Genomic DNA, 12619 nt, shown 5'->3' on the forward strand with positions numbered 1-12619 from the left:
GGACGCATGAACACATGGGCGGTGCCCGGGTACAGCGAGACGCTGGAACTCGGGTCCGGGGCGAGCGGGCGGGTCGTCCTGGCCGTGCACGAGGAGACCGGTGTGCCGGTCGCGGTGAAGTACCTCAGCGAGGCACTGCGCGACCGGCCCGGCTTCGTGCACGACTTCAGGGCGGAGGCACGACTGCTCGGCGGCCTGGAGAGCCCGTACGTCGCCGTCTTCTACGAGTACGTCGAAAGCCCGGACGGCGCCGCCATTGTCATGGAGCTGGTGGACGGCATCTCGCTGCGTACCCTGCTGGCCCGCCAGGGGCCGCTGGAACCGGAGGCCGCGCTCGTGATCCTCAAGGGGTCGCTGCTCGGCCTGGCCGACGCACACCGCGTCGGTGTCGTCCACCGCGACTACAAGCCGGAGAACGTCCTGGTCGACCCGGACGGAGCGTCCAAGCTCGTCGACTTCGGGATCGCTGTGGACGCCGGCACCAGCGTCGGCGTGGCCGGAACCCCCGCCTACATGGCCCCCGAGCAGTGGACCGGCGCCCCCGCCTCGCCCGCCGCCGACGTGTACGCGGCCACGGGCACGTTCTTCGAGTGCCTGACCGGCCGCAAGCCGTACACCGGCGACCATCTCGCCGAACTCGCGCTGCAACACGTCGAGGCACCCGTCCCCGCCGAGGAGGTCCCCGAAGCGGTCCAGGACCTGGTGCGACGCGGTCTGGCCAAGGACCCGCAGGAACGGCCCGCCCACGCCGAAGAGTTCGTCGCAGAGCTGGAGGCGGCCGCCGGTGCCGCCTACGGACCCGGCTGGGAGGAACGCGGCCGAGGCCGGCTCGCCGCGCTGGTGGCCCTGCTGCCGCTGCTGCTGCCCTCGGCGCGCAGCGCTCCGCGCACAACCGTGGACACGGCGCGTACGGTTCTACGGCCGGACGCGCGCCGGGACCCGGGCGGTGGGCGGGGTGATGCCCCCGACGACGGCTGGGCGGCATCATGGCGGCCCAGCAGGGCGGGGGCGCTCGTGTCCGCGGCGGCCGTAGTCCTCGGCATCCTCCTGACGTACGGCATCCGGCACACCCCGGAAGCGGACCCACAGCAGGCGGCACAGGCGCTGGCCACCACCAGCGCCCAGCCCGGCGGAACACCGACGGGACCCGCCGCCACCGCTCCGGCTTCCTCGTCACCGTCCTCGTCCCCGACGTCCACCACATCACCAGGCGAGTCGTCCTCTCCCTCCGCGAGCACCTCTGCCGACGAGTCTCCAGCGCCCGGGACCACGACTCCGGCTACGGACCCGGAGACGCCGCCACCCGGCGGGACGACCCCGACGGCCCCGACCACCGAGGCACCGCCGACGACCGACGCCCCGGCCCCCACCACGGTCAAGGACACCGCCGTGTCCGACTTCCAGCAGACGGGACCGACCACCGCCGCGGCGACCGCGGGCATCACCACGGACGGCACCGGGCCGGTCACCATCACGGTGTCGTGGTTCACGAGCAACACCGCGGGACAGCTCGGCACCCCGGACGGCGCCTCCCAGACGTTCGAACGCAGCGGCGCCACCCAGTACGCCCTGACCGTCGACCACACCTTCCTCGGCCGCGGCTGCTACTGGGCAGTGCAGATCACGACCACGCCCGCCTCCTCGGACGGCGGCGCCTCGCAGCAGCTCCTGACCAGGCAGTGTGATATCAGGTGACCGCGCGGAACGACGACACCGGGTACGGCGATGCCGGGCACGAGGACGTCGAATACAGCGCCACCGTCCTGGCCAGTCACTGGATCCAGCGGCCGGAGCTGGACGCGACTCTCGTCGAGCTGCCGACGCCGACGTCGGCGACGCTGCCGGATCGCGTCGAGGGCACCGTGCTGCGGTTCGGTCCGGGGGTGACCGCCGCGGCCTTGCACGGTACCCACCGGACGCTGCCCGCCGTACCGCCTCCCGCCGCACCGCCGGCCCCACGCCGACGGTGGCGCAGACACGCGCTGCCCGCGCTGGTGCTGATCTGTGTGCTCGCGTTCCTCGCATGGCAGCGGCTCGGCCCGTCCATCGACGTGCGGAAGGTGGCGGTCACGGCTCAGCCGACGGCGTTGACGTGCGACGCGACCGCGGACATCGTCGCCGTCGTCGCCACGAACGGCCGACCGGGCAAGCTCTCCTACCGCTGGATCCGCAGCGACGGCACCACCTCGGGCATCCTGCACGAAGAGGTGACCCAGGGCCAGAAGCAGGCGCGTCTGCACCTGCTCTGGACCTTCCACGGCAAGGGCCACCACACGGCACGCGCCGAACTGCGCATCCTCTCCCCGAGCCACCCGGCGTCCGTCGCCCACTTCACGTACGACTGCCCGTGAGGGCCACCGCGGCGGACAGGGCGTCCCCCGCGCCCGAGGCAGCAATACACCGACCTGCGCCGGACGCCGGACCTCTGGACGGGGCTATGCCGTGGCCACGGGAGACTGTCCCGTGAAGGCGGCCGCGTGCTCCGCAACCCACTGCCTGAAGGTGCGGGCCGGACGGCCGGTGACCTTCTCGACGGTATCGACGACCGTACGGCCCACCTCCGGAGTGTTGCCGTACGCCTCGAGCAGGAAGCCGATGACGTCCTCCGGATGGCCCGCCGCCCGCCACTGCGCCACGGCCTGTTCCTCGGTCAGCTCGACCACGGCGATCTCCCGGCCACGGGCAGCGGCGATCGCGGCCACCTTGTCGGCGACGGTGAGGAGTTCGGGTCCGGTGATCACGTACTCCTGGCCGCCGTGCCCCTCCTCGGTGAGCGCGACCGCGGCGACGGCGCCGATGTCGCCCTCGTGGACCATGGCGCTCAGCCGGGAGACGAACGGCTCACGGACCTCACTCGAGGCCACGATCTGCTCCGCCCACTCCAGGGCGTTGCCCATGAACTCGACCGGCATGAGTACGGTCCAGTCCACCCCGTCGTCGGCGCGCACTGCGTCCTCCAGCAGTGACGGCCCGCCGCCGTGCAGCACGGTGACCCGGCGCACGCCGGCCGCACGGGCCAACTCCAGGATCCGCGGACCGGTCTCGAGAGGGGCGAAGTAGGGCCCGCCGAAGGTGATCAGGTGCAGCCCGGTGACGCCTTCCAGGGCCTGGACGAGGCTGTCGGGTCGGGTCAGGTCGCCCTGGACGACCTCGGCACCGGCCGGGAGGTCGGCGCTCGCCGCATCCCGGGTGAGGGCGCGGACCGCATGCCCGCGGGCGAGCAGTTCGGCGACGACCTGGCGGCCGACGGTTCCGGTGGCGCCGGTGACAAGAATCTTCTGCGTCTGTGTCATGGAACGACCGTAGGGAGACTTGCGGTCAGCTTCTGTCCGCAAGTCCGCAAGCGGCGACAGGGGGCGCCGTTGAGGTTGCGGATGCCGGCGTCTCCTGTCGCGTACGGCTGACGTGTATGCCCGTACCTGGTGGTTCTAGCGGAGCCTGGTCATCCCGCAACTGCCGTCCGGTACGGTCCCTGAGAAGCCTTCAGCCGCTGCATGGTCGTCAGCCGGATCGCGAAGTACACCGCGGCCGCGGCGGCGGCGAGGTCCAGAATGTCGGCCGCCATGTACTGCGCCACGGCGTCCCGGACCTGCGCGAGTGTCTCGGCGTTCTCGTAGCGGGACGCGGCGTACCGGCCGAAGAGGGCGCTGAAGACGAACAGGCCCCACCACAGGTTCACCGGCCAGATCGACGTGCGGTGCGGTTCGTCGCCATCCGGCAGTGGTGTGCTCGCTCCCCACATGTCGACGGCGATGCGGTACGGCATCCAGAGGTTCGCCAGTGGGATGACCCAGGCTGCGATGGCCCAGCCGGGCCCGTTGCGGAATTGGTCGGGCGCCAGCGGCCCGGTGTTGCGGCGCATCAGGAAGAACCAGATGACGAAGAGGATCGCGCAGGGCACATAGGTCATGATCTGGAGGTTGCCGGCTGTCTCGTAGAGCGAGTACGCGGCGTCCAGTTCCTTCTGGGGAGCGGTGGCGAAGCCGTCGTCCCCGTCGATCAGCATGTGGATCCGGGCTCCGGCGAACACGGCGAACAGATCGCCAAGGGCGACGACTGCGAGCAGCGTTGAAACGGCGGCCAGGAGGCCGCGTGACGATTGCGGCGCACCTGCGGGCAGCAGAGGACGCGGACGCAGATCACTGGATGCGGACATGACGGTGGCCCCCCACGGGCAAGAAGACGGGAAACGGCCCGCGGAAGATCGCGTGCGGAGGCACGGTAAGCCGAGATGAGACGTCGCGTCCATGAAATACCCCGGTGAACTTGGGTCGTCACCCGCGTCCGCCGAGGCCCGAATCCGCGGTGCCGGGCGCGGGGGTCTTCCGCGTCTGCGCTGGCTTTGAGGCGGGCGGTCTGCTCATCGCTGGGTTTCGCGGGCCGCTGCACGGACTGCACTGGGTTGGCGGTCAGCCGAAAAGCGAACTCGCGGCCCCGGGCGATGCGTTCGAGCAGCGGCGTGTAGTCCGTGTCGCGCACCGCACCGCCGCACAGCAGGTCGGCTGGCTGCTCAAGCAGACCGCGTCCTGCTTGCGAGCGTGCTGAGGTGGCCTGGGCGAACTCCTCCCAGAAGAAGCCGCGGTAGCCCCGGCCCGGCGAGAAGTGCCGAAAGAGACCTTCACCCGCCTCTACCTCGGCGAACACGGCTCTCTGCAGCAGATCGCCGCCCTCACCGGCTTCTCCCGCAAGGTTCTGACCGACCTCGCCCACGAGTACGGCATCCCACTCCGCGACGGCCCGCAGGACTACAGGCCCCGCGGAACCATCGACCGCGACTGGCTCATCGAACAGTACGTTCACCGCCGCCGGACCCTGCCCGATCTCGCTCAGGAGAAGGGCATGAGCACCGCGAACGTGGCGAGATGGGCCCACACCCACAAGATCCCCCTTCGCCCATGCGGTGGAGCGTCCCATGACGCCGCCCTCCGGGCAGCAGATCAGGCACGCACTGGCACCGGCGTTCCTGAGTGATGCCCTGACCAGCCCACCAACCGAGGAACTGTCGGGCAGTCCGTGATCTCGCGGACGCCCTTGTTGATTGCGTCCTCGATTGCTTTCCTAGGATCCCTAGGGTAAAACTAGAATCCCAAGGATCCTAGGAGGGCGCATGGTGCGGGCCGGGCTGACAGTGGAGCGGGTGACTATCGCGGGCGCAGAGCTGGCGGACGACGTCGGGCTCGACCAGGTGACCATGTCGCAGGTGGCGCGACGGCTCGGCGTGAAGGACGCGAGCCTCTACACGCACGTCCGCAGCCTGGAGGATCTGCGAGGTCGGATCGCGCTGCTGGCGGCGGACGAGAAGACCATCCGCATCGCGGAGGCGACTGCCGGCAGGTCAGGAAGAGACGCCCTGGTGGCCTACGCGAACGCCTGGCGGGAGTACGCACACAAGCATCCGGGCCGCTACACAGCGACGCAGACGCCGATCCAGATCGACCCTGAGCTGGCCGCGAAGGCGCCCGGACCACGGCGCGCGGTCGAGCTGACCTACGGCATGCTGCGCGGCTACGGGCTGGCCGAGCCCGACCTGACGGACGCGGTCCGGCTGCTGCGTAGCACATTCCACGGGTTCGTCGCCTTGGAGGCCGCGGGCGGGTTCGCGCATGCGCGTTCGCCACAGCAGTCGTGGGTCCGTGCCCTCGATGCCCTGCACACCCTCCTGGAGCACTGGCCCCCATCCCGAGAAGGAGACCCAGCATGACGGATCCGACCATGGGCAGCCTGCGTGTGAACGGCGCGACCTTGCACTACGAAGTGCGCGGCCAGGGCCCGCTCTTACTGCTGATCTCCGGAGGGACGGGCGGCGCGGCATCCTTCGACGGCATCGCTGACGACCTGGCCGCCGAATACACAGTGGCGACCTACGACCCGCGCGGTATGTCCCGCAGCACGCTGGACGACCCCGATGCCGAGCAGCAAGTGGCCGAGCACGCCGATGACGCGTTCCGGATGCTGGAACTGCTGTCGCCCGGCGAGCCTGCCCGAGTATTCGGCGCCAGTTCGGGCGCGATCGTCGCAGTGCACCTGCTCACCGCCCACCCCGAACACATCGCAAGTGTTGTGGCGCACGAGCCGCCAGTAGTGGAGGTCCTGCCGGACGCGGCTGAACACCGCGCACTCATCGCACACGTGCAGGACACGTTCCGCACCCAAGGGCTCATGCCGGCGATGGCCGTGTTCGCTGCGGGCCTCAAGAAGGACGGCGACACCACCGTGCCGAAGGCCGAGCTCAAGCTTCCACCCCAAGCAGCGGCGCGGGCCGAGCAGACGATGGCCAACCTGCCGTACTTCGTCGGGCGGATCGTGCCCAGCTTCATGTCCTACGCGCCGGACATCCGTCGGCTGGAGGGGCTGTCGGACCGGCTCGTGATCGCCGGTGGCCAGGATTCACGGGGTGAGCTGCCCTACCGCTCGGCGGCTTGCCTGGCCGAGCGTCTCGGCACGGAGCTCCAGCACTTCCCCGGCGGGCACATCGGACTGACAACGCACCCCGCAGAGTTCGGCGAGCTCCTGCGGAAGGCCCTCCGAGCTTCGATCTGAATCGCGCGTGACCTGGTCCCGTCGGAGTCGATCGAGGGAAGTGACACGATCCTGAGACTCAACTCTTCCGTCACTGCCTGAGACAGGAGGGAGAACAGCAGGTCACCGCATCGCCATCTGACAGCGAACCGGAGACCCTACACTTCTTGTAGGGTCTCAAATTTCGGGTCGGAATCTCACGGCCAGTGTCGAATGAATGTCGGATCCGACACCGTGGTGAGACACCGCAACCCCAGCGGTGGGCACCGACACCCTGCGCGGACACTTGTCGTACAGGGAAGACACAATCGGCGCATGTCTGAGACCTTCGTCGACCTGGGAACTGTCGATGCGCCGTCTGGTGTGCTGGTGCTTGGCATGGCTGGGGGGATCGACCAGTGGCGAGAACTGGGTCAGCCCCTGTCCGAGCGCGCAAGGACGGCTGCGGCAAACGGAGGGGGCCACCTTCGTGAGTGGTTGTGCGAGGCGGTTGCGTTTCCGGCAGCGGCCGACCGGCCTTTGAGAGTGCGGGCGAGTACCTCGCCGTCTCCGTTCGACGGGGAGCCGACGATCGCGACCTTGGAGATCAGCCTCGGTCTTCTCTGGCCCGAGACTACGGGCCGGTCGGCACCGGTCCGGCTCGGGGACCTGCCCGTCGACCGGTGTGGCATGGTGGTCGGCGACGCCGCAGGGCTGGACGCGTGGACGGGAATGGACGACGAGCCGGCCGACGGGCTCGCCGATGTCTTCTACTGGGGCCTGTACGCGGACGACGCGCATGCGCAGTTCGGTGGTGAGCGGATCGCACAGTACGGCGTCGACGGGCCACATGGGTGGCTGGACCTCCCGGTTGCTGAAGCGACCGCACGTGCAGCCGAACTCGCCGCCTGGCGCGACCGCCTCCACGGCAAGGGCCTCATAGTCTCGGTCGACGAGCACACCGATTTCCACCGCTTCCAGCGAGCTGGATGGCACCATCCGCTCCACGTCGGCGCGATCGACGTCGGCGGTTGCCAGGTGCTCGGCATCGAATGGGACCAGGGCGACCACTCGGTCAGGCATCGCGGCGAGCGGGACGCCGGCCAGGTCTATCCGGTCACGCTCGAAGCCGACGAGGCGGGCGAGATGGTGATGCGATGGACCATCCCGCCCCACGACTTCGACGACGAAGACGAGTGACGAGCCGGACAAGGCCGCCGCCCGGCGGCGCGCCCAGCGCATCGAGCAGGGCCTGTGTCCTGAGCACGGCACGCGTCCCGGCCCGGGCGGCCGCTGCGCTGACTGCGTGCTGGACGACGCGATCCGCAACCAGACCCGGTCCTGGCGCAGTGTGAGTTGGAGGGTCCGGCGCGCGGTTCCTGCGGGGGCTGCGGCGCCCGGATCGTGCTGATCGGCCGCGCCCTCGAGGACGGCCTGTGCAAGCTCTGCCGGGAGGAGGCCGCGGTGCTGGGCGCCGCCGTCGTGCCCGCGCCGACCGCACCGGTCGGGCAGGCAGCGCGGTCTGACGACGGCGCCGAGTCGGACAGACGCTCTCGGCCGAGCCCGCTCCGCACCCGCAGCGTGCGGCCTGATGGCTCGCCTCATACGGCCGGGAACGTGGCGGGTGCTGGTGACATGCAAGATCGGCGCTCCGACTTGGAGCGCCGATCTTGTGCGGGTTCACGCGGCAACGTGTATCCGCTGGGTTCCTGATCGCATGGGTGGAGCCCGTAACTCACAGGAGTGGCCGGACGATTCCGACGTCCGGCCGGTTTCGACGCAGAGAAGCGTCTCGCGGAGCGGCAAACGTTTGATGGACCTCCGGGCGTGGCGCTGCTTCGCCTGCCGACTGGTAGGTCCACGAAGCGCGTACTGCCAGGTCAAGGCCGTGATGATCGCCGGGATGGGCCTGGCCGACGTCCAGCTGCGACGATCGTTCGCAGGGTCTGATTGGGATAGCGCCGCATCTATCTGCCGACGGGTTGGGTCTCATGGGTGCTCTGTGATGCCTATGGCCAGATCACAGCTGCGGTCGCCTCACCAGCGATTGATGCGCGATGGACCGCGCCATGGACGCCAGCGCATCAACGGTTGCGCAGGGCTGGTCTGGCGCGAGCGGGCGATGCCACGATGCAGGTCCCCATCTCGGTGTCGGCAAGCACCAGTTGGGTGACATACCTGGAGCCCGAAACACGCCGACGCGCCCTGAGCGCGGGCGTCGAACTCAGGAGGCAGGACATGCCCCGCACATCTCGCGCGGTTGGGTGCGTCGTAAACGGCGCACCCAACAACAGGCTTTCGACCCCGGATGCTGTGGTCATCGTCGTCATCACGGTGCTGGCCTGCGTAATGTCAGGCAGTGGTCTGGAAGCATCGTCGACCTTGGCAGTGCTGGGCGGTGCCAGTTTGGTCGCGGCGGGCACACTGCCCGCCCTGCGGGGCGGAGGGCAGCGGCTGGGGTCACTGATCGTGCGTGTGGCGCGCGCGATTCCGGCGCCGTAGGTGTGTACCGACCGTGGGGCGCAGGGAGAAACCGATAGCCACGTCCAACGGGGCACTGGGCAAGTTGGCCCGCTGGCTGCGCGCCCAGCGCGCGGCCGGAGGATGGTCATATGCCCAACTGGCGGGACGCGCAGGATGTCATGCCACGACGCTTCAGCGTGCGGCGTCAGGACAGGGCGTGCCCAGCGCGCGTGTCGTCCAGGCGTACGCACGGGCCTGAAATGCTTCGGTCGACGTGGCGATGGATCTGTGGAGGCAGGCCCGCAGAGGCGAGTCTTACGGATCTGCCTTCGGTCGGTCAGCACCGAGTCCGGTGTATGTCAACGGAATCGGCACGTTCAAGGCCGGCCTGCAGGAGCTTTACGCGAGGGCCGGCCGGCCTACAGTGCGTGAGATGGAGCAACGGGCCGGCGGCCTGGGAAGGCTGCCGCACAGCACGGCTCACCGCATCGTGAAGGGTCAGACGGTGCCGCGCGACGAGCATCAGCTGATCGGGTTCTTGGTGGCTTGTGGGGTTACCGAAACAGAGCATCCGCCGTGGATTGATGCGTGGAGACGTGTTCTCGGACGTGCTCCGCGCGAGGCGGTGCTACCTGCGGGGGCGCCGGAGATACCGGTGTCTCCGACGCCCCCGGCTCGGCCCCCGGTTCGGGCGATGGATGGTGCGCCGCCAGTGCCGGAGCAGAGGCGTCCCGTCTCCTCGACAGATGCGGCGGAGCAGCCGGCCGCGTTGCGCTTCAGCGTGCTCGGTCCGGTACGCGCCTGGCGCGACTCCGAGCAGCTCTTCACCGGCTCTCCCCAGCAACGTGCGCTCCTTGCCGCCCTGCTGCTGCGGGAGGGCCGTACGGCGACCGCGGGCGAGCTGATCGACGCCCTGTGGGGCGATGAGCCGCCGTCGCAGGCGCTGGCCGCGCTGCGGACGTACGCGTCCCGGCTGCGGAAGGTTTTGGACCCCGGGGTCCTGGTGAGCGAGTCGGGCGGGTACGCGGTGCGCGGGCTGTCGAACGGCGCCCTGGACCTGGCGGTCGCGCAGGATCTTGCCACCGAGGCGGAGAAGGCCCGCAGCGCCGGGGACCTGTGCCACGCCAGCGAGGTGCTGAGCCGGGCGCTCGCGCTGTGGGACGGGGAGGTGCTGGCCGGCGTGCCGGGGCCGTACGCGGAGGCGCAGAGGGTCCGCCTGGAGGAATGGCGGCTGCAACTCCTCGAGTCGCGACTGGACATGGACCTGGAGCAGGGCTGCCACGCGGAGGCGGTGTCCGAGCTGACGGCGCTGGCGGCGGCGCACCCCCTGCGGGAGCGGCTGCGTGAGCTGCTGATGCTGGCGCTGTACCGCAGTGGCCGCCAGGCGGAGGCGCTGGCGGTGTACGCGGACACGCGCCGGCTGCTGGCGGACGAACTGGGCGTGGACCCGCAGCCGGGGCTGCAAGAACTCCAACGGCGCATCCTCCACGCCGACCCCGGGCTCGCGCAGCCGACGGCGCCGGTTGCCGAACCTGCCGCGGTCCTGGTGTACCCGGCCCAGCTCCCGGCCACGGTCCCGGACTTCACGGGCCGCACGGCCTTCGTGTCGGAGCTCGGCGAGGTCCTCGCCTCGGCCGAGGGCCGGGTGATGGCGGTGTCGGCGCTGGCGGGCATCGGGGGCGTCGGCAAGACGACGCTGGCGGTGCACGTGGCGCATCAGGCCCGGTCGGCGTTCCCCGACGGTCAGCTGTACGTGGACCTGCAGGGCGCGGGGCCGCGGGCGGCGGAGCCGGAGACGGTGCTGGGCTCGTTCCTGCGGGCGCTGGGCACCGCGGACTCGGCGATCCCTGACTCCCTGGAGGAACGCTCAGCCCTATATCGCGCAGTGCTGGACGGCCGCCGGGTCCTGGTCCTGCTGGACAACGCCAAGGACGCCGCCCAGGTACGGCCGCTGCTGCCGGGCACGGCGGGCTGCGCGGCACTGGTGACATCCCGGGCCCGCATGGTGGACCTGGCGGGCGCCCATCTGGTCGACCTGGACGTGATGTCGCCGGACGAGGCGCTGCAGCTCTTCACGAAGATCGTGGGCGAGGAGCGGGTGGCCGCCGAGCGGGAGGCCGCGCTGGACGTGGTCGCGGGCAATCTGTGGGAGGGCTCAAACACCGGTGAGGGGCTGGACCTCGTGGCTCCCGGGGCTGAGGTCCTTGTTGCGGATATGGACAGGCCGCAGCAGTACGCCTTGTCCAACGGCACATCGGACGCCACGGCCTACGTTTCTGCCGCTGCCGCGCTGGTCCGCTCCAAGTACCCCGATCTCACTGCTGGACAAGTGATTAACCGGCTGCTCAAGTCGGCCACCTTCGCGCACCACAAGGGATTGAAGGCTCCCGACGAGGAGTACGGCTACGGCATTGTCCGCCCCTACTCGGCGCTGACGATGGACATCTCTGCCGGCCCCAAGGACAACCCCCTCGGCCACCTGACCATGGCCAGCCCACCGTCGAGTGGCGCGGGCAAGAAGACGGACACGGCGACGCAGGGTTCCACCCGGAACATGCTCGTCATCGCGGGTGTTATCGCAGCTGTGGTGGTCATCGGTGCCATCGCCGTGTTGGTCGTTCGCAGCCGTCGTAACGGGGGCAGCCCTGGTTCTGGTGGCGGAACGCCTCGGTACGGCACGGGCTACCCGTCCCAGCCCCCCGCCGGCTATCAGTACTACCCCAATACCGCTGCCCAGCAGGGTTACGCACCGCCTCCGGGACAGGCCCCGCAGCACCCCAACCCCTACGCTCAGCAGTCCCCGCACCAAGGGCAGTAGCCGCAACCCGAATGGTCTCGGACGCCTGAGCCCCGCCCTTGTGGTGGGTCTTGCGAGCGGGGGGAACGCTGGCTGACCCGACCAGGTAGTTGAGCGCGGTGGCCTGCCGGTCGGTAAGGAAGGCGCGACCAATGCCGCAGACAGTTCTCGTGACCGGCACATCGAGCGGGCTGGGCCGGCGCACCGCCGAGGTACTCGCCGAGCGCGGCCACACCGTGGTCGCCACCATGCGCGCCCCGCAGGGCAAGGACCGGGCCGCTGCGGAGACGCTGATCAAGACCGGGGACGGCTCGCCGGGCCGGATCCTGGTGGTCGAGATGGATGTCCGCGACGACGAGGCGGTCGAGGCGGGCGTCGCCGCCGCCATCGAGCGGGCGGGCGGGCTGGACGGCGTGGTCAACAACGCCGCGTACGCGATCACCGGCATCGGAGAGAGCGTCACCAGCAGCCAGCTGCTCGATGTGCTCGACACCAACCTCGTCGGCCCGCAGCGCGTCACCCGCGCCGTCCTGCCACACCTGCGCCGGCGCCGGTCGGGGCTGGTGGTCTTCCTCTCCAGCGGCGCCGGACGGCTCACGGTGCCCGGCATGGGCGCCTACTCGGCCAGTAAGTTCGGCCTCGAAGCCCTCGCCCAGGCCTACCGTTACGAACTGCGCCCGCTCGGCATCGACGTGTCGATCGTCCAGCCCGGCGCGTTCCCCAGCGACCTCGCCGCCTCCCAGGCCTCTGGCGCGGATGAGAGCCGCCTAGGGGGTTTCGTTTGGATCACCGGTCGGACCAGAGGAAGATACCTGCGATGTGGAGTCCGGCCAGGTAGATGGTCGCGGTCTTCTCGTAGCG

Annotated in this window: 12 protein-coding genes and 2 pseudogenes; 11 read left to right on the forward strand and 3 right to left on the reverse strand. The window is 70.0% G+C overall.

Annotated features, from left to right (window positions below):
* Window positions 1-6: 6 nt before the first annotated feature.
* Together ACZ7L6_RS43060 and ACZ7L6_RS43065 are read left to right on the forward strand one after the other, a co-directional pair.
* Window positions 7-1695 (forward strand): serine/threonine-protein kinase, encoded by a 1689-nt coding sequence (locus tag ACZ7L6_RS43060; protein WP_471933953.1) that lies wholly within the window; start codon window positions 7-9, stop codon window positions 1693-1695.
* On the forward strand, window positions 1692-2351 hold the full coding sequence (locus ACZ7L6_RS43065) for a hypothetical protein (RefSeq protein ID WP_471933955.1): 660 nt from the start codon (window positions 1692-1694) through the stop codon (window positions 2349-2351). The genes ACZ7L6_RS43060 and ACZ7L6_RS43065 overlap by 4 nt, the downstream gene beginning before the upstream one ends.
* 84 nt (window positions 2352-2435) lie before the next feature.
* On the opposite strand, the gene ACZ7L6_RS43070 is transcribed toward ACZ7L6_RS43065, so the two are convergent.
* From ACZ7L6_RS43070 to ACZ7L6_RS43080, 3 genes are all read right to left on the reverse strand, one after another.
* Complete coding sequence (locus ACZ7L6_RS43070; protein ID WP_471933957.1) at window positions 2436-3293, reverse strand: NmrA family NAD(P)-binding protein; 858 nt, start codon at window positions 3291-3293, stop codon at window positions 2436-2438.
* Window positions 3294-3442: 149 nt separating this feature from the next.
* On the reverse strand, window positions 3443-4030 hold the full coding sequence (locus ACZ7L6_RS43075) for a DUF4328 domain-containing protein (RefSeq protein ID WP_471933959.1): 588 nt from the start codon (window positions 4028-4030) through the stop codon (window positions 3443-3445).
* Entirely contained in the window at window positions 4000-4710 is a 711-nt protein-coding gene (locus ACZ7L6_RS43080; RefSeq protein WP_471933975.1) for a type I-E CRISPR-associated protein Cas6/Cse3/CasE, read from the reverse strand. The genes ACZ7L6_RS43075 and ACZ7L6_RS43080 overlap by 31 nt, the downstream gene beginning before the upstream one ends.
* Here ACZ7L6_RS43080 and ACZ7L6_RS43085 point away from each other — a divergent pair.
* The 9 genes and pseudogenes from ACZ7L6_RS43085 to ACZ7L6_RS43125 all read left to right on the forward strand — a co-directional run.
* Window positions 4603-4971, forward strand: a complete 369-nt coding sequence (locus ACZ7L6_RS43085; protein ID WP_471933977.1) for a hypothetical protein — start codon at window positions 4603-4605, stop codon at window positions 4969-4971. The genes ACZ7L6_RS43080 and ACZ7L6_RS43085 overlap by 108 nt on opposite strands.
* 136 nt (window positions 4972-5107) lie before the next feature.
* Window positions 5108-5701 carry a TetR/AcrR family transcriptional regulator gene (locus ACZ7L6_RS43090; protein ID WP_471933961.1) on the forward strand — a complete coding sequence of 198 codons (594 nt, stop codon included), beginning with the start codon at window positions 5108-5110 and terminating at the stop codon, window positions 5699-5701.
* Window positions 5698-6540 (forward strand): alpha/beta fold hydrolase, encoded by an 843-nt coding sequence (locus ACZ7L6_RS43095; RefSeq protein WP_471933963.1) that lies wholly within the window; start codon window positions 5698-5700, stop codon window positions 6538-6540. The genes ACZ7L6_RS43090 and ACZ7L6_RS43095 overlap by 4 nt, the downstream gene beginning before the upstream one ends.
* A gap of 294 nt (window positions 6541-6834) precedes the next feature.
* Window positions 6835-7698, forward strand: coding sequence for a hypothetical protein (locus ACZ7L6_RS43100; protein ID WP_471933965.1), 864 nt, complete (start codon window positions 6835-6837; stop codon window positions 7696-7698).
* 1113 nt (window positions 7699-8811) lie between these two features.
* Window positions 8812-9000 carry a hypothetical protein gene (locus ACZ7L6_RS43105; RefSeq protein ID WP_471933967.1) on the forward strand — a complete coding sequence of 63 codons (189 nt, stop codon included), beginning with the start codon at window positions 8812-8814 and terminating at the stop codon, window positions 8998-9000.
* A 13-nt stretch (window positions 9001-9013) separates the two neighbouring features.
* Window positions 9014-9220: a helix-turn-helix domain-containing protein gene (locus tag ACZ7L6_RS43110; RefSeq protein ID WP_471933969.1), complete on the forward strand. Its 207-nt coding sequence runs from the start codon at window positions 9014-9016 to the stop codon at window positions 9218-9220.
* A gap of 435 nt (window positions 9221-9655) precedes the next feature.
* Window positions 9656-11098 (forward strand): annotated as a pseudogene (locus ACZ7L6_RS43115) (AfsR/SARP family transcriptional regulator); the annotation flags it as partial.
* Between the two features lie 3 nt (window positions 11099-11101).
* Window positions 11102-11779, forward strand: a pseudogene (locus ACZ7L6_RS43120) (S8 family serine peptidase); the annotation flags it as partial.
* 131 nt (window positions 11780-11910) lie between these two features.
* A partial coding sequence (locus tag ACZ7L6_RS43125; RefSeq protein ID WP_471933971.1) for an SDR family NAD(P)-dependent oxidoreductase occupies window positions 11911-12619 on the forward strand: 709 nt, incomplete at its 3' end.

This window comes from Streptomyces sp. NPDC107522 (assembly GCF_055657525.1).

Coding starts and splice junctions, on each gene's coding strand:
- ACZ7L6_RS43060 (WP_471933953.1), top strand. CDS start 7: ATGAACACATGGGCGGTGCCCGGGTACAGCGAGACGCTGGAACTCGGG.
- ACZ7L6_RS43090 (WP_471933961.1), top strand. CDS start 5,108: ATGGTGCGGGCCGGGCTGACAGTGGAGCGGGTGACTATCGCGGGCGCA.
- ACZ7L6_RS43100 (WP_471933965.1), top strand. CDS start 6,835: ATGTCTGAGACCTTCGTCGACCTGGGAACTGTCGATGCGCCGTCTGGT.
- ACZ7L6_RS43095 (WP_471933963.1), top strand. CDS start 5,698: ATGACGGATCCGACCATGGGCAGCCTGCGTGTGAACGGCGCGACCTTG.
- ACZ7L6_RS43070 (WP_471933957.1), bottom strand. CDS start 3,293: ATGACACAGACGCAGAAGATTCTTGTCACCGGCGCCACCGGAACCGTC.